This is a genomic window from Coleofasciculus sp. FACHB-712 (assembly GCF_014695635.1).
Classification (GTDB): Bacteria; Cyanobacteriota; Cyanobacteriia; order Cyanobacteriales; family FACHB-T130; genus FACHB-T130.
The window spans coordinates 66,324-83,487 of the sequence record NZ_JACJOQ010000539.1; the positions used below are offsets into that span (position 1 = coordinate 66,324).

The window sequence follows — 17,164 nt, forward strand, 5'->3', positions numbered from 1 at the left end:
TCCTCAAAGCTAATTTCAGAATTTTGCTTTGAGACTGTCGCCTTGACAATAAAATCGTTAACTAGACGAACACTGTTTCATTAGATGCTCAACCTTTTGTTGTAGTTGGTTTATGTATTGCAGTCGCGGTTGTAACTCCTCAGCTATTTTGGCAACCTTATCCTGTGAAAACTTACTCAATTCTTTGATAGAGTTCAATGAATGTTCCAATGTCTCTTTCTGCTGTTTGATCCGGTCAGTCAGCTCATCTCGCATGGAACGCTCCAATCCCTTAACGGCTCGATTAAGAGTCTGGCTACAGATTAATTGGCTATCTTCCAGAAAAGGAATAATGATTTTACGGATTTCTTGCTTGTCTTTTTCCTTGGTCTGTGACAATCCATCTTTGAGTCCTTTGCCAATACCAGCAATCGTTCCTAATCCAGTTCCCCATTGTGCACCAGCCGCTGCTCCTGGAAGTGCGCCAACGCCTGCACCTAGGAAGAAACCACCTACTCCACCGATTACCCCACCTAAGATTCCGCCCACTACTGATCCAGCCGACATGTTGAACATAGCAGATTTGACGGCATTTAAGGATAATTCAAACCAGCCAGCCTTTTCAATTTGAACATCTGTAGCAACAATTTCAGATTTTCTGAAGTTTAAAACGCTGGTTCCAGTCGAATTGAAATTTAGTTCAGTTAAAGCCTCAAGGTCGGTATACAAGCTAGCTGCTCGATCATTGAGTTCTTTACTCAGAACTGTGACCATTCCATCAATATCAGCTTCAAGGAGACTTTGGATTTCTTCTGGACGTTCTAGCAATCGAAAGTCATCTAGATATTGATTGGCTCGGCGACGAATTTGAGTGAATCCTTGTTGGAATTCTCCTTGGATCTGCATCTGGATATCTTGCAATCCATCAATTAAACGTGTAGACCATTTAGAATTGTTTTCTAGCAACTGCTGACGCTGCTGTTGTGCTTCTTGAAACTGCCGTTCTAACTTTCCTAATTCTTGTTTATTATCCTGTTTACACGCCTCTAACTGTATTTGGATAGAACCTTTCATTCCAATAAGAGCTTGACTTAATTCATTCAAAGCACGTAACAGCAAAATCCGCCCTTTCTGCTCTGTGATTAAATTGCTGATAGTATTTTCCAGGAATTCAAAATTACTATCCTCTAAATCCTCTAAATCTTGAGATTCAATATAGTCTATTTTAGCTTGGCTAGAAACTGGAATAACTGCAATATTTTCTTGGGGTAATTCCAATATTTTAGAGAGTTTATCAAGATTGTTTTCAACGATCTCCTCATAATTTCTAACAGCATCAATCTTAGTGACTACAAAAATAACATTTTGACAGTGAGGAATAATTTTTTCCTTAACAAAGGTCAATTCAATGTTGCTAAGGGGTGATTGGGCATCACTGACAAAGAGAATAATATCGCCATGATGGATAAATCCACAGGTGAGTGCTGTATGTTCTGTATTCAAACTCCCGATGCCTGGAGTATCTACCAGCACCAAACCTTCTTTCAATTGAGGATAAGGTGCTTCAATAGTGAGAAAATCAGCTCTACGAGCATTATCTGTGTTTCGCTGTTCGGTTACATAATCCGGAATCTCAACTCTTGAAATCTGTTTCTTCTCCTTACCCCCTTCCAAAAAAACAGTGATCTGCTCACTTGAGCCAAAAATGATGGTGGAAATTAGGTTAGTTGCAATGTCTACATCTACGGGAAAAAGTCCGTTATCATTCAGGAAAGCATTAAGTAGGCTAGACTTACCCTGCTTAAACTCCCCACAGACGACCACAAAAACTTTACTTTCAGATAATCGTGTTTCAGCTTTTTCTAACCGCTTAATAATATTGTCCCAGTGATGAGTCTTTGAGAAGTTAATAGTGTCCTGTAAAAGACTAAAAACCTGCTGCTTTAGTTGTTGATATGTATCCATTAAAGATATGGGGTTATAAAAAGAAATTACAAACAAAAATAAGAGCTGATTTATAAAACCAACATTAAATGTAAACTTAGTTTATAAATCAGCTCTTAAAGATAAGCATCTTTATTACAATAATTGATTGCAATAACGCTTAATATGCTATTAAACAGAAGTTTCTACATATTAATTCCACAACAAAACTAATATCAAATTCTTGAGAAATCTATAATTGCCATTCAAATGGATTTGATACATGCGGAAGAATAAATATGCTTACTACTGCCAAAGCATTATTGAACTTCAATCATCTCTACATCTTCGCTCTAATAGCAGTAATAGCTCCTCCTATTACTGCTATTATTCCTGCAACAACTCCTACTACAACTGCTACCGCTTTGCCGTTAGATGCCTGTGCAGATGCTGGGTCTAGAAGTAGCATCGCTATTGCTACAGAAAGGCAAAGAACTAAATAAGGAATAACTTTCTGCAAATTCTTTGAAAGCATATAAAGTCTCTCACCAAAAGTTGAATCCATGACTTCAAAGGGATGATATTTCGAGTGACCAGTTATGGTTAACGACCATAACTGGTCATGGGTTAATTAAAGTTAAAATCCGAACAAATCACCGATTGCATCTCCAACATCCTCAACAGCATTCTGAATGGTGTCTCCGATATTGTTAGCTGTAAAATCATTGCCTGTTAACTCATGAAATTCTCCGAGAGCTTGAGCACCGTCTGAGAAAAGTGTCCCTGCCCCACCTTCAGTTACAATATTCGCGATGAAATCAGTAACCATGCCAGTTTTCTCACCATGTTCGGCATTAGGGTTAGTTAGATCGAAGTCTGCTAGATCAATATCCCCTACATCATTAGCTACATCAACCACGTCCTGAACATAGCTGAGAGGATCATCAAATATTCCCATTCCTTTATTTCCTTGAGAACTAACTCTTTCTGAAGTTATTTCTATAAATCCGGATATAAATCCGGATAGTTTGCTCAGCAAATCGACACCTAAGATGTAGATACAAGCCCAAGCCAAGCAGATGATGTAGAGCACTCAATAAACTGAAATTTTATTATGGAGCATACTGACCAGCAAAATTATAAAGTTTAGGAAAATTTTAGTTTTTCTCAAGATTTCTCAACAAACGATGTAATTGGTTAGCAATATTACCTCTCGTTGAGTAACGCTAAAAACGCTTTAATGCTCTCTAGGTAATGATTCCACTGGCTACGCAACGGTTAGTGTCAGCTTTATATCTGCGTAATTCAAATGTCCTAACTGTTGTGGTGGTTGCTATAACCCTCTTCTGTGAGACTCCGAAAAATAGGGGTCAAACCCTGATTCTCTCGTTAGATGTCGTTGGCTGTAATGACGGAATTTCGTCAGAATTTCGGAAAGTGACAGAAGAGGGATAAAATTGCTTTGGTAAGAAATTGTTTGCGAGGGTTAATAGCTATAACAACTTAAGCCGCAGGGCGTCCCTATCCACAAGTTAGTCTCGCCAGAGTCGTCCATACCGATCGCGATCACATTCACCCGATTTGCCCCTAAGCCACTGTTGTGAACGTTGCATTCATTGGCTTTCCAGCCATTATCCTGACTTGTCAGGCGGAATAGCCCCAAATCTGTCCCAACCCACAAACTGCTGGCATTTCCATCCCATGCTAAGGCTGTAATCGTTCGAGTCTCAAGGTCGGGGACAGACTCCCAGTTGTCGAACTTGCCCACATATAACCCCTGAGTTGTCCCAACCCAGAGCAGTTCGGACTCATCTTTGGGAATTGCCAACAATGATCGCACAAAACCTTAGTCTGGATGGTGATTGGACTGATTTGTAGTGAATGCATTAGCAGAGGCGAAGTGGGGTGTCTACATGCAGAGTCAAGCGAAGTTTGCCCAAAGTCATCAACGCCGCTTCAGTCGCTGGTTACACAACAGTCGGATTCATGTACAACGGGTCTACAGTCCGTTAATTGTGGCGGCGTTGGCGCAATGGGGTGTGAGCAAAATAACCGTGATTGAAGACACGACGATGCTGTGGGATGAATATTGTCTGATTCGCTTCTCGATTCAGTATCGTGGACGCGCGATTCCCTTAGTCTGGCGGGTGTTGCACTACGGCAGTAGTAGTGTTCGCTCCATCGGTCTACCAACGGATGCTGAAACGGGCTGCACGATTAGTGCCCGTTGGTGTATCAGTGCGATTTCTAGCAGACCGTGGCGAGAGCCGATACGCAACTGATGCGCTACTTGCGCGACGAATTGCAGTGGCACTTTCGTATTCGCGTCAAAAGTAGTGTCTGGGTCTACCGCCCCGGTCGAGGTTGGAAGCAACTCAACCAGTATCATCTGGCAGGGGGAGAGAGTATTTTGCTGCAAGGCATCAGCTTGACCAAAATACGCCCGCTCTCCGACTTGAATCTCGCCCTCGGACGAGACCCACTTTCGCGGCAACTGTGGTTAGTCGTCACCGATGAACCTGCTTCAGTGCAAACGTTTCGCGAATACGGCGAACGGTTTCAAATTGAAGAGGAACTGCGGAAGCGAAAAATCCAATGGATTTTAACTGGAACGGTCTGAGATTCGCTCTGTTCCAGCTTTGTCTCGATTGTGTCTGGTGCTTGTGGTGACCACTCTGCTGTTGAGTGTGCAAGGACAGCAGGTGGTTGCAACGGGCAAACGGCGTTGGGTCGATGCCCACTGGAGTCGGGGCAATAGTTATTTTCGGATTGGTTGGAATTGGCTCAAGGGATGCTTGCACAAGGACTGGAAGCTGTTTCCCACAATTCTCTTGCAAGGTGGCGTTGATCCTGCGCCTGCAATCGCATCTAAGAAACAAGCCCAACAGCAATTCAAACGAGAGTTTACAATCAAATCTTATCGATTTGCTGCCTGAGATTTGTCAGTCAACCAGGTGGCGTGCTGTCAGAGCGGAGCGTCTCAACGGTATTTATCGCTATCTTCTGGCTCAATAGTTTCATCAGTCTGCCACGCTTCTGGCAACATCGGATTTACGTCAACATTGTCTAATTTCTTGACGTAAGACAACTGCGCTAGCACCGCGATCGCGCCCCTGACTTGCTCATCGCCTACAGCTAAATATTCTTCTAACACCTCTAGGCTGCGGTGCCCACTCACGGCTTGAATAATTCGCAGCGGCACCCCGCTATTGCTCATCATCGTCAACGCCGTTCTTCTAAATGAATGCGTACTGGCACCTTCTAGGTCGATGCGATTCATAGCTTCTCTTAAAATCCGTGAAGCGGAATCGGGGCGAATATGACCTCGCCCATGACGACCTGGAAACAGAAACCCTTGATGAGCGGGCGGGTTGTATTCGGTTAACAATTCCCTTAAGTCTTCACTAATAGGCACACATCTTGTTGCCAGCTTGCCTTTACTATTAGCTTTACGAATAATCAGAGACGGTCTGACTCGCCTAGATTTATCAAAGACATCTACCCGACGCAAAGTACAGGCTTCATTGATTCTTGCTGCCGTATACAAGCAAATCCCGAAGAGGCAGCGATGAGCAATAGTTTGCAGCCCCTCGTCAAAAAGTAACTGAATCTCGGCGGCTTCTAAACACCTGGCTTTGCCGTGACGATCTATTTTCAAGTGCACACCCCCCATGCCTATGAAATTTACCGTAGTAGGGGCGAAGCTCTCTCAGTTATCAAGAGCGATCGCTCTTGCCGGTTTCAACCCTTTCTTGGGTCTACAGGTTAGCTGCCACGACCTGACCAGCAACCCACTCATAGATGTTGTCTGTACCATCGTCGTCCAAGAATTGCTCAAATGTTAGCAGTTAATTAGTTGTGGTCATAGGAATTAACATGCCTTGCTTACTGCCATGCTAGCCCCTGGTGCCAGAAAATTCAGCATGGATAGGTGGGTGTAGTGCAGTCAGTCTATTGATGTCAGTCTACACTCTCTTTGCCGGTCTTCCTGTTTTGATCTTCGTGAGGCTCTCAATGACCTTCAGCAAAGCTTCATCAGGTAGATCGTTGAGAGCGTGAAGACCAGCGCGGATCACCTCACTTTTAGCCACGTTGACGGCTGAATTGAGGCATCGCTGTCTAATGGCTGAAATTAGTTCATAATCTTCACAGGGCAGGGTAAAGCTATCCCGAATTACTCGCTCCTTCTTGACTTGTTCCTCGCGGCTCTGAGCCTCTACTTGAGGAGTTACTTCCGACTTCCTGTTGGTTTCAACCCCATCCCCTAATAAAGACTCAGCTTTCTCAAACCGGCTCTTTACTGCTTCATCCTCTGCTTTGAGAGAAGCATTAAGAGCTAATTTCATATTTTTTTTGGTCATCGCCCCTCCTCTCATCGTCAGCGTACAGGAATCCTAAAAGCGTACAGGAATCCTAAAAAACTGAGTAAACGATATAAAAGTTATAAACAGTACAAACAGTACAAACACTATAAACTATATATACACTTTATAGTGTTTATGTATCCGGTTTTTGTGCAAGAATAGGAAAACTCAGTAAACAATATAAAAACTATAAACTATATATACAGTTTATTTCTTGAATCCCATGACGGCGAAAATCATTGCTGTAGTGAATCAAAAGGGTGGTTCAGGCAAAACTACTATTAGTATGCAGCTTGCCGGATCTCTAGCCCGACGGGAAAATAAAATTCTCGTGGTGGATGCAGATCCCCAAGGTACAGCAACTCGCTGGGCGGCTTCAGCCGAGGATGAAACTCCGTTCCCAGCATCTGTAGTCGGCTTGAGTGCTGCTAATGCCAAGGTTCACCGGGAGGTCAAAAAGTTCATCGATGATTATGACTGCATCATCATTGACTGTCCACCGGCGGCGGATTCTCCCGTTCCCCAGAGCGCCCTATTGATTGCTGACTTAGCGCTAGTGCCACTCATTCCCTCCCCACTAGATATGTGGGCAGCAGTCGGTATCCGCCAGGTCATCGTTAACGTGAGTATCATTAATGAGTCTCTACAGGCTCGGTTAGTGATGAATCAGTGCCAGCCCAATACGACTCTAGCTCAGGAAAGTTTAGAAGTTCTGCCGGAGTTTGGGATTGAATTGACCAAATCTTATCTAGGACATCGGCAAGTCTATCGGCAGTCAGCTGTCTTTGGGCAGACAGTACACAACTTTGGCAGTAAAGCTTCAGCGGCGATAGAAGAGATAGAAAGCTTAACTGATGAGGTCTTGGGTATTCTGCACGTTTGAGACAGGTTAGCCGGTTAGCCTAGACTCTTATAACTGGGTAGCGATAGTTAACAGAAGCTCAAATAATAGCTTAGGTTACACTCACCTGAATATGAGATGGCATCCGCTTTTTCGGAACGATAGCTCCCATTGTTATAAGCTAAAACTGAGGAAAGTGCGAGCGCACTTTCCTGGTAACGCAATGGGTTCAGCCATTTCTTTAAAAAATATTTTTAAATCCATCTGTCATGGTTATTTTGTCACTTTTTTAATAGCAGCATCTAGAATATCCACATCGGCGACAGGAATAGCAAAAGCGTAAGTATTTTTCAACAGTTGCCTCTTTGGGAGTTCTCCATGTTGCTGTTTGTAAGCATCTGACGAAAATAACTCTATGTGAATAATTTGATTGGCACTAATAGTTAACCCCAAATGTTTGGCTCTTTCCTTGATAAACCAATACTCGCGTTCTTGGGGAGGATTTGTTTCCTTTGTATTTGTATTAGAGCGGCGTTTTGTTGTGTTTAAACGTTCCTCCACGGATTTTATCTTGTCCGACAGGGAAATCACTGTAGAATGTAACTCGCTATTTATACCTTGATAAGCTACTAGGTAGTTGTCTAGGTATTCACGAACGCAAGCCTTAACTCGTTCCTCTAGGGGTTCATCCTTGCCTCCCGCTTCACCTTGGAAAGTATCAAGGTAGTCTAGCTCCCCATCTAGGTAGAGCGAAAGTAATCGGGTAAGGGTAGCTGTTGCTGTCGTGCCTTTCTCCTGACATCGGCGCATGAACCCTGTCCACAGATCCTGATCGCAGTTGAAGGATGCCAGTTTTTTGTTGCGCCCTGTATTACTCATTCTGAATAAAACCTAGTTGTCTTTTTAGTATAGGTATTACCTAGGTATTACCTAGAGATAGAAAACAAAGCTTTTTCAACAAAAAAGCTGAGCAAAAATTTCAAAAGTTTTAGTGACACCTCCTTAAATTGCAGTTACTATTGTAAAAAATAGAATTTTTAGAGTAGTAACTTTGTCTAGGCTAGATACTATCACAATTGAGCAGATTTCTGCTGGGCTTATCAAGGTAGCTCAGCAGCAAGGAAGGCTCTACCCCTACCCTCAAGACTTGCAATTAGGCTATAACGGCGTAATTTTGGCTTTCATGCTGGCAGGTACGCCAGAGCGTGCGCCCACCAGTGTTCCGGAGTTCTATACGGATTGGTGTGAGAAGCCTTTGGAGGAGTGGGGTTTGGAAATTGACCCTGAGCTGAACGGCAGCGATTCTTTACTTTTCTTTGGAGAGCCTACGGAAGTAACGATTGAGCTTGCAGAAGCGTTTGGTGGCAGCGTCATTTCCCAGGAACAATCTAGAATCGCCAACACACTGCTACAGCGGTGTCAGGCTCATTCAAGGGGGGCAGAAATCTACACGAAGTTTCGTCGATTTGTTGTTGAACATCCGGTGTTGTCTAACCAAGAACTGGTAGAGGCTAAAGGGTTGTTTGGACTGGGAGTTGGATTGGCTGATCTGCTTGGAGAATGCTACGAACCTGCCCCTAGCTGCTATGAATTTCAGGGAAATTTCTATGCCTGTCCGTATTGCCGCGCTTTGACATCGGTAGCTCATGAGGAGGTTATTGCCAATCCAAATTGCAATCGTTGTCCACCGGGGCGGCGACTCAAGCGCAAAATGAAGTTGCCCAGCGATTGTCTCAAACTGAGGCGTGGAATTGAACGCTTCTGGTTTTACCCAGGTAGGGCAGAAATTCGTCTCTATGAGAAGTTAATAGAGCTGGGGCTACAGGTTGAACTGTATCCTGCTTGCGATCGGTACGACCTGAGAGTAACCTTCCCCGATGGCGAGATTTGGGCACTCGATCTGAAAGACTACTCAAATCCCTATCTCCTAGTAAAGCGTCTAGGCGATGAACCAATCCCTGACAATCCACCGTGGAATGTCGGATACATCGTGGTTCCTGTCGAGCGGAAAAAAGAGCGTCCAGCCTATCTCAAAGAACTTAAGTCCAGATGGCGTTGGCAAACAGTACGTCCCATCTTTGACGATGCAATATTTGCTCTAGCCAAGAAGAAAGCTGGAACACAGCCCGGTCAAAGGAGGCAAACATGAAGGAAACCCGATCTTGGCGCTCAGCAGCAACACAATCGCTGCAAAAACAAGCCAGCTTACCGAAAGACCAGATTGAAGCCTTACTCGATGTCGAGCTTGGTTTATTTGCCATCGAAAAGTTGGGGCTACAGTCTGAACTCGATTCAGCAATCACGTTGTGGGTATTGATTTCTAACCGCTTCTATTTATTTCCACACCTACAATCTGTGGCAGACACCGCAGAGGCAAAGCGGACATTATTTAATTTGCGCCAACTTCTACACTATTTAACAAATCAGGATGTTGTAGAACAGTCAGTTAAAACCTACCGACAAATCCCTTCAAAGTACCGAGCCTACGAAATTGATGATGCGTATCGGTTCTCTCGTAAACCTATGCCCGCAATTTGGGGCAATCGCTTTGAGTGCTTTGAGGATTTGCTTAGCAACAAACTCAAGTACCGCAATCGAAGCATTAAATTAGCTGAACCTAGCAAGGAATATCGCTTTAAGTCTGAAGAAACCACCTACAGCGTCAGAATTCCAGAGACTTTTCCGACCTATCCAGGTAAGGTCATATCTCTGCATCATGAGAACACCAAACCCATCACGATTACAAGAGCGGAGATGGAAGCAGCAGCCCAGCTTTTAGATGACCGCTGTGGTAACAACTATTTAAAACGTTTCCAAAACATTATCCTTGAACATTTTCAGGGCATGGGGTTTGCTGCTGACGATACCCTAGTGTTCGATGGTGTCAAACACATGGTGGGGTTGCTGAACGCAGGAAAGTCAACGCTCATAGACATCTTGGTGATTGCTCTTGCCCAAAAAAGACATCGAACTGGGGTCGTTTTTAATGAAGTTGTGACTTGTATTAGAATGGCTAACTTGCTTAAAAAAGCGGGGTTACGAGTATCAGTAGTGATGGGTCAGCGCAATCGCAAATTACATCTTGAGAACTGGCATAGCGTAGATGGAGAAATGGATGGATTCACTCACCTGTCTACAGCCTGTCCGTTAAGCCCTCACATCCAACCCTCAATCCCATCATCACCTCCGTGCTTTGAACTGCGAGAACGGAAAGAGGAAGAAGAGAACGGTAAAAACGGAGGGGGCTTAAGAGTATGTCCGCTGATTGGGCAATGTCCCAGACATCGGGATACAAACGAACTGGCAAATGCGGATGTCATTTTAACAACTGTAGCTGCGGCAATTTTTACTCGTCCATCGCCGCACGTTAGTCCCCAGTCAATTACCTACTATGAGTTAATGTATCGCACTTGTAGTGTGGTTTTCTTCGATGAATGCGATAAGATTCAAGCCAACTTAGATTCAACGTTTCTACCTGCAATTAAACTCATTGAGAGAGGCAGTAATGGGTTTCTTGACCAAGTTGTAACTTGGACGCGCTCTCAGAAGCTTCGCAACTCTAGAAACGATCTGCGGCAAGTCACCTTTGGACAATTTAATCACGCGCTCCAAAATTCCGATGCCCTTGTTGATAACATTTACACTCAACTCCAAATCTCACCAAATGAGATTGAATGGCTAGCGGAGCAGTTTTTTACCTGTTCATCGTTAGCTCGGAATTTTGTTTTGGACATCGCCAAATCGGAGGGCATCGACACCAAAGCAAATACATTCATCCTCGACAAAAATCCGATTTACCAGGAGTTATCAGAGTTTCTGTTGGGTGATTGGAAAAGCTCCTGGCTAGCTGAATATGCCATGCGTCTTTCTAACGAAAACTATCAAGAGCAGCAAGACACAATTACCAAACTGGAAAAAGACCTAACGAATAGAGGGTGGATCAAGTCAATTAGCGATCGCCGGGAGTTTAGCTGCCGGTTTGCATTGTTTCTCAAGTTAGTACTCTTCGTGTCCTTTTTTCAACAGGCGATCAAAACAGCCTACGGACTGAGTGACCATGTTGAGGGAGCGGATGAAATCGTTTTCTTTAATCGTATTCCACGGGATTTTTATGGATTGATTCCTGGACTGGCATCGGGATTGGTATGTGGGTTCAAACTGGAACAACGGGATAACCAACTAACCCTTTGGTACTTCCAAGCTTTAGGCCAAGGGCGTTGGTTATTGGAGAATTTCTCCCATGTTTTTGCAGATGAAGGGATTCAGGGCGCACACGCACTACTACTGAGTGGTACAAGTTGGGCAGGACAAAGCCCCACATATCATGTGGATCTCCCAGTTGACTACTTACTACGTCCCAAAGATCAGGTGGCGATCGCAGCCATTGCTCAAAGTAAGTTTCAATTCTCACCATGTTACTGGCCAGATGGAAAACCTGTGCGCGTTTCCGGAGTTTCTTTGAAAGAAGACTCCCTTTTACAGATTGTGCGCTCCTTCCTGCAACAGACAGACGTGCTACAGCGTGACTTTGATGCCTTGCCAGAAGGTCGTAAGCGTTTAATCTGGTATGTCAACAGTTATGAACAAGTTGAGTTTGTTCATAAGGCAATTTTAGATATTGACACCAGCAAAGAATGGAGTAGCCGAATCGCTGCGTTAACAGGGCGTTCACCTCTAGAGGAAATTGACGAATCTCTGATTTCTCGTGGAAATATTGAGAACTTTGCCAAAACTAACCGAGCAATTCTCATTGCGCCCATCGCCGCAATCGGACGCGGTAAGAATATTTTGAATAACGAGGGACTGAGTGCTTTTGGCGGTGCCTACTTCTTGGTTCGTCCGCATCCAGCTCCGGACGATCTGGAGTACAAGTTTCGCTTAGCATTGTGCAAAGAGCGGCGAGCCATCTTAGAAGATCGTCCGGGCAAACTTTTAGAGGCATGTGAATCTTGGCGAACTGATGGCTATCGCATCTTTCTCAAAAGTCTGGACACCGTTTTGCGATATTCCGACAAAAATCTTCCCAAGGATGTCCGAGAAGGATTGATTTGGAGCCAGATGGTGTTGACTTGGCAGGCGATCGCTCGAACTATTCGCGGTAGCCAACCTACTTTGATCCGATTTATTGATGCAGCTTGGGCACCCAACCTTGCTGAGAAGAGACCAGAAACAGAGCAGGACTCACTCCTTAAAGGTTTTGAATACGTCCTTCGCCCTTACTTCGCCAAAACGCGGACAGCATTTGACGCGCGTGAAATTGCGCTAGTACGGTCTCTGTATGAACCTTTCTATCGTGCATTGGAGAAAATTGATGGCATATAACTCAATCCAGTTGTTTGCTCTAAATGTTCCGACTCAAATCTCAATTCCATTCGATTTGTATGCCCTCGAAGTTCCTGAGCATTGGAAGAAGGTATTTAATAAATTACAGCAACGCAAGTTGGGCAAGAACTACGTCCTGCCCCCTGTAAAGTGCCTTAACCAAGCACTTCAGCTTCTAATTGAGGATGTTTTATTTCCATCACCCGATGCATTTCAGCTAAAACCAACTAAATGGCTTTACTCTAAAACCGATCAAATCTCTACGAAGTACATTGCATCTATTGTCAGAATTTGGTTAAATGTCTCATTTGAAAACTCACAATGCTTAACAGATGAAGACATTGAGCAAATTCATGCTTTGACTGGTTCTGACCTGAAGTTTGTACCAGTCACCCTGCCAGATCAAGTTTGGCAAGTCAAAGATGGAGAATTAATCATTGACCCGCTGTACTACCACTTGATTCCTTACCTGTTTTCCAGTGCGATCGCTGCTGAGCCATTAGCATTGGTCGATCCTCGCACTGGTGAGACATTTCGGAAAGTTCCTTTTCAAGAGAGTATCTTGGATGGTTCCAGTGCAAAGGAAGTGGTCAGTTGGCTGCCTGAGATAGAGGTAGGAGAGAGAAAGAAAAAAGACAGCAAGAAAAAAGAAAAAACCATCCACCACTACTCCTACCTCATAACGTTTGCGCTTCATTACCATCCAGATGGCACTCCATACCTGACGTGTGAATACGGCGTTCGGCGCTGGGTGAGTTGGGAACTAGGTTATTTGAAGTCTGGGGTCACTGTTTGTGTCAAGCCAACTGGCTCGACTCGGTTTGCACCTTGTAAATTGAAATATCTTGGCAAAGACAAAGGCGTAGATTTTGAGGGAAATCTGGCTCGACTGCTTAGGGAATTGAATTTCAAAGATCAATTTGCTGCCCAGGAGGTAATTCAATCTCCATACAAGAATAGTGAATTTGCTTGGGCAACGGTTTACAGTAATAGGATGTCAAAGTCGCACAATGCAGGTGCTGGCTTATTTCCAACTGATATTGAGATCGTTCACCAAGCTTGTCTAAAACGAGTACAGACGTTGCTTGGCAATGGGTTCTCTCCTATAGAAACTTATGTGCGGTGCGATAATACAAAGGCTCTGACTAAAGCGGGTTCTGAATATCGAAAAGTCGAAGAATTTTTCAAGTTGCACTTTGCAGCGGAACCTCAGGCATCACCCTTCACCATCCCACCCAATGTTCGGCTGATACTTCTAGCTCAGGACACACCAACTGAAAAACTAATCCAGCCACTTGCCAGGAAATACGGGATAACCGATGTTGTCGTGGAAAGTCTGGGAGCATTAGGTGCAGAGCTATCAGGACAGCAGTGGAAATCTGAGTGTAGCAAGAGAATTCGCGACTTTAAAAACACACTTTCACCATCGCCACCTGGTACAAAGACGATCGTCTTGATTGAAATTCTGCCTAAAGAGCAATTCTGGCAAGATGCAAGAAAAGATCCTAAACCTTGTTTTCGTCCAGCTCTAGCAATGCTAGGTTGCGTCACCGATCACTTTGAACCGAAAGACGAAGACGATACAGAGGATTTCCTGACTACGGAAGCATTACAAGCCGAACTAGAGCGAGTCGAAGCAGAAAGACAAACTGCTAAGGAGGAAGGAAAATCATACAAAATGAAGTCTTTGCAAAGTGATTTTGCACGACGGGTGGAAACCTCGCTGGTTAGTGCATTGGCAATGGCTGGGGCTTACGTTTATCCGACATTTGAAGCAAAGAATTTCCCGTTAGATGTCGCCAGTGTGGGTGTATACGTCATTCCTTTCTACACGGGTGACAACATTAAGTACCTTCCTGTAGCAGTTCGTATGGACAAAACAGGTGTAACTGCCAAAGCCTACGGTTGTAATGACTGGCTAGATTTCTTTGACTTCCAAGTGAAAATGGCATCTGAAGCAAGCGCCTTTTCTCCCATTAATTTCAATCGGAATGAGATTCAAAATTGGGTATTCAATAATCTTTTTCAGGAGACAAAACAACCTACACTGTATTGCTTTGACGCAGAAAATCTCCGGAAGCGCGGTTTGTTATTCCTTCAAAAAAAGCATTGGCGTAAGCACACCCTCGCTTTTTGTGTGGAGCAGGGTATCGAGTTTATATCAACCTCAAAATATCCTAATGTTCGTGTAGCGTGTGTTCTCACACCTAGCACATCGGAAGTTCCTGTCTACCGAGCCTGTAACGATGAAGGCAATCTAGAAGGACATACAAAGGGCGTGTTTCATCCATCCTCTCAAGATCCTAATGGTGGCTACTACTATTTAAGCAATCAGCGTCCAGATTCTCGTAGCGATGGGATTCTCAACAAAAGCAAGTTAATTTCACTGGTGGCAACGAAAGGAGAAAATGCTGGAGGGCTAAAAAAGACGCAGCCGTCTGCTCAAGGCTATAACCCACGTGGCATTCTTTTGAGTTTGACTCTCCAAGAGAGCGATCGCTTTAGCGACTGGGCAAGCTTTCTTCAGTGCCAACGGCTCTATGGGTTGATTCAGTACCTTGGAGCTACAACGCTACCAGCGCCCCTTCACCTAGCATCTCAGCTAGAGGCATACCGTCCCATTCAAGCTATCCGTGAGCCATGAGTGTAACCTTCTTATTTAACCTCTTGCAAAAATCATTAATTTTTTGATGGGGCTTGGTAAAGGGGAACAAGAAGGAAAGCAATTTTTTTCTTGGGAGATGGACAGAACACGAGCCAACGAAGTAAATAAATATACCCATACCTTTCTTGTCGAAACATTGCTGAAAAGAACCCTTTTCGGCAGTGTTTCGTTCGCATAGGCTCAACAGCATCTATCTTTGAGATATACCTTGGACTTTGGCACAACAGCCATTTTCTTGGAGTTTAAACTAACGCGCTCCACTCAGCGTCCCTGAGTGGAGCGCAAGCCTATCAACACAACTTTCCGGGGATGACAGCAACGGCAAATTGGCTCAGCAGCTCTGAGTTAATAACAGCAGCCAGTGTGATCGCTCAAACCGCTCTGCGTTTATTTTAGATAGTCCAATAACACTTCCCTATTCACCGTGCGATCGCTCAAGGTGAGTAAAGTTGCTGTGCAAAATGCGGCGGCACGCTATAACCAAGAAGCGAACCCGCCACATTGATTGGTTCGGGTAAGTAATATCCCTCTTCTGTCACTTTCCGGGAAAGCAAGTAGTAAATCAGTTAAATTATCCAGAAGCTAAACCGGGTTTAAATTGATTCATTGCAGCAATTAAATGATTAAATCCCAGCAATAACTTAGAATTGGGTAAAATATCTAGCCAGGGATAAATCAACCAAAATAGTAAAAGTGGTTGGATAATTAGACGTAGATTATTTAAAGTATTCTTCCATCCGCATTGATGATTCCATTGTTGATGACTAGAAAAATTAATATTCCGATTTTCTTGTACCTTAGTCTCAATTTGACGAGATTGTTTTAATCTTAAAAATGCTGGAGAGTTTAAGCTAATCATTGTATAAACACAAAAAATAATTTCCCACCACCTCTCAATATGTAGGAAATTCGTGAACCGATAATCTGTCCAACCTAGTTCCTGTTTACACTGTCGGAAACCATATTCTACCCAGGTTCTTAATCCATATAAGTCACCTAAAGTTTTCTTGAGATTACCTTGAAGATTTGTCATTACGAAAGAAGTAGAATTCTCCGGCATAGTTTCTGGGTCAGTTGTTATCTCCCAGTAAGTTATGGCTCTTTTTTTTCCATAAATTATTTCTCGGATATATCTAGTTTCTGATTTTTGATTGTTAAATGTCCGGGAAATTTACACCACTTATTTGCTCTAACGCTTTGACCGGGTGCCAGCCAGACTCCATGATTACTTCTAATTGATACAACGTAAGCTAAGTTATATTCAGCTATCTTTTCAATAAATTGGCTGCTTTCACCATATAAACTATCAGCCAATACTAATTCAATATTAAACCCTGCTTCAATTAATTCCGTAATGATTTCTGACGCTAACTCTATCTTTGTTTTATACTTAAGTAGCTAGGATGATTTAAACCTAAAACGCTCCAACGTATACCCACCTTGTTCACTTCGTGATTCCATGCCCTCCATCACAGCCAGGGCTAAATCATATTCATTGTCAAACATGCGTCCTGAAATTTCATGAACTTTGAGTTGATGCCACTGTCCTTCAATCGGGTTCATCTCGGAGCAATAAGCAGGCAAAAAGAAAATGAATAATCCTTGCGCTTGCCACCGTGCCCACTGCTCACGAACCACTTTACTGGTGTGAATCGGTCCATTGTCTTGAACGATAACCGTGAGCCGTCCCGTTTGTTCGAGTGTTTGGGCCGCTCTCGCTGCAATCCAATCCATCACACTGATGTAACTTGCACTCTTAAAGCCCCCTTGCACCAGTGCATACTCGAAGTATTCATCCGGGTGCCAAAGACCCAAAATGCTAATTCGACTTCCGTAGCGTTGCTGGGTCTGCTCCAGGCATTTCTGTTCCCCGATGCGACTGTAGCTGTAGCCCACTGGACTCCATAGGCAAAAGCCCGACTCATCCAGATACTTCAGCTCGATGTGTTGGTCTTGTGCGGCTTGCTGCAACAGTTCTAAGTCTGCTTGCTTTAATTGCTTCTTACGCAAGTCCTGCTTGTTTCGCTGGCTATGACGGGTGCGTTTCCAGCCCAAGCCCTTTTTTTCATC

At 43.9% G+C, this 17,164-nt stretch carries 16 protein-coding genes and 1 pseudogene; 8 read left to right on the forward strand and 9 right to left on the reverse strand.

Annotated features, from left to right (window positions below; genetic code table 11):
* Positions 1-57: 57 nt before the first annotated feature.
* The 4 genes from H6F50_RS18765 to H6F50_RS18780 form a co-directional block, all read right to left on the reverse strand.
* Positions 58-1,944, reverse strand: a complete 1,887-nt coding sequence (locus H6F50_RS18765) for a dynamin family protein (RefSeq protein WP_190429872.1) — start codon at positions 1,942-1,944, stop codon at positions 58-60.
* 298 nt (positions 1,945-2,242) lie between these two features.
* Positions 2,243-2,467, reverse strand: a complete 225-nt coding sequence (locus H6F50_RS18770; RefSeq protein WP_190429873.1) for a hypothetical protein — start codon at positions 2,465-2,467, stop codon at positions 2,243-2,245.
* Between the two features lie 72 nt (positions 2,468-2,539).
* Positions 2,540-2,995, reverse strand: coding sequence for a hypothetical protein (locus H6F50_RS18775; protein ID WP_190429874.1), 456 nt, complete (start codon positions 2,993-2,995; stop codon positions 2,540-2,542).
* A 393-nt stretch (positions 2,996-3,388) separates the two neighbouring features.
* Positions 3,389-3,742, reverse strand: a complete 354-nt coding sequence (locus tag H6F50_RS18780; protein ID WP_190429875.1) for a hypothetical protein — start codon at positions 3,740-3,742, stop codon at positions 3,389-3,391.
* Between the two features lie 37 nt (positions 3,743-3,779).
* On the opposite strand from H6F50_RS18780, the gene H6F50_RS18785 reads away from it, so the two are divergent.
* Genes H6F50_RS18785 through H6F50_RS18795 form a run of 3 tightly spaced genes read left to right on the forward strand, consistent with a single transcriptional unit; the run spans position 3,780 to position 4,838 of the window.
* Positions 3,780-4,184, forward strand: coding sequence for a hypothetical protein (locus H6F50_RS18785; protein ID WP_190429876.1), 405 nt, complete (start codon positions 3,780-3,782; stop codon positions 4,182-4,184).
* The gene (locus H6F50_RS18790) at positions 4,160-4,522 is read left to right on the forward strand and encodes a hypothetical protein (protein ID WP_190429877.1); all 363 of its coding nucleotides are present in this window, start codon (positions 4,160-4,162) and stop codon (positions 4,520-4,522) included. The genes H6F50_RS18785 and H6F50_RS18790 overlap by 25 nt, the downstream gene beginning before the upstream one ends.
* A 46-nt stretch (positions 4,523-4,568) precedes the next feature.
* Positions 4,569-4,838 (forward strand): transposase, encoded by a 270-nt coding sequence (locus H6F50_RS18795; protein WP_190429878.1) that lies wholly within the window; start codon positions 4,569-4,571, stop codon positions 4,836-4,838.
* A gap of 44 nt (positions 4,839-4,882) precedes the next feature.
* Here the strand turns inward: H6F50_RS18795 and H6F50_RS18800 are convergent, their stop codons facing one another.
* On the reverse strand, positions 4,883-5,566 hold the full coding sequence (locus H6F50_RS18800; RefSeq protein ID WP_347277181.1) for a site-specific integrase: 684 nt from the start codon (positions 5,564-5,566) through the stop codon (positions 4,883-4,885).
* Positions 5,567-5,579: 13 nt separating this feature from the next.
* Between H6F50_RS18800 and H6F50_RS18805 the strand changes: the two genes are divergently transcribed.
* Positions 5,580-5,747: a hypothetical protein gene (locus H6F50_RS18805; protein WP_190429880.1), complete on the forward strand. Its 168-nt coding sequence runs from the start codon at positions 5,580-5,582 to the stop codon at positions 5,745-5,747.
* 120 nt (positions 5,748-5,867) lie between these two features.
* Here the strand turns inward: H6F50_RS18805 and H6F50_RS18810 are convergent, their stop codons facing one another.
* Positions 5,868-6,263 (reverse strand): hypothetical protein, encoded by a 396-nt coding sequence (locus tag H6F50_RS18810; RefSeq protein WP_190429881.1) that lies wholly within the window; start codon positions 6,261-6,263, stop codon positions 5,868-5,870.
* A gap of 226 nt (positions 6,264-6,489) precedes the next feature.
* Here H6F50_RS18810 and parA point away from each other — a divergent pair, with 226 nt between their 5' ends.
* Positions 6,490-7,149, forward strand: coding sequence for a ParA family partition ATPase (gene parA / locus H6F50_RS18815; RefSeq protein ID WP_190429882.1), 660 nt, complete (start codon positions 6,490-6,492; stop codon positions 7,147-7,149).
* Between the two features lie 231 nt (positions 7,150-7,380).
* Here parA and H6F50_RS18820 read toward each other — a convergent pair whose 3' ends face one another.
* Positions 7,381-7,986, reverse strand: coding sequence for a hypothetical protein (locus H6F50_RS18820; protein ID WP_190429883.1), 606 nt, complete (start codon positions 7,984-7,986; stop codon positions 7,381-7,383).
* A 172-nt stretch (positions 7,987-8,158) separates the two neighbouring features.
* Here H6F50_RS18820 and H6F50_RS18825 point away from each other — a divergent pair, with 172 nt between their 5' ends.
* From H6F50_RS18825 to H6F50_RS18835, 3 genes are read left to right on the forward strand one after another with little or no spacing between them, the layout of a single operon-like run.
* On the forward strand, positions 8,159-9,256 hold the full coding sequence (locus H6F50_RS18825; RefSeq protein WP_190429884.1) for a hypothetical protein: 1,098 nt from the start codon (positions 8,159-8,161) through the stop codon (positions 9,254-9,256).
* Positions 9,253-12,429: a hypothetical protein gene (locus H6F50_RS18830; protein ID WP_190429885.1), complete on the forward strand. Its 3,177-nt coding sequence runs from the start codon at positions 9,253-9,255 to the stop codon at positions 12,427-12,429. Before H6F50_RS18825 ends, H6F50_RS18830 begins: the two co-directional genes overlap by 4 nt.
* Entirely contained in the window at positions 12,419-15,073 is a 2,655-nt protein-coding gene (locus tag H6F50_RS18835) for a DUF3962 domain-containing protein (protein ID WP_190429886.1), read from the forward strand. The genes H6F50_RS18830 and H6F50_RS18835 overlap by 11 nt, the downstream gene beginning before the upstream one ends.
* A gap of 592 nt (positions 15,074-15,665) precedes the next feature.
* On the opposite strand, the pseudogene H6F50_RS18840 reads toward H6F50_RS18835, so the two are convergent.
* A pseudogene (locus H6F50_RS18840) lies at positions 15,666-16,486 on the reverse strand (transposase); the annotation flags it as partial.
* A 6-nt stretch (positions 16,487-16,492) separates the two neighbouring features.
* On the reverse strand, positions 16,493-17,164 hold a 672-nt coding region (locus H6F50_RS18845), incomplete at its 5' end, for a transposase (RefSeq protein ID WP_190429887.1).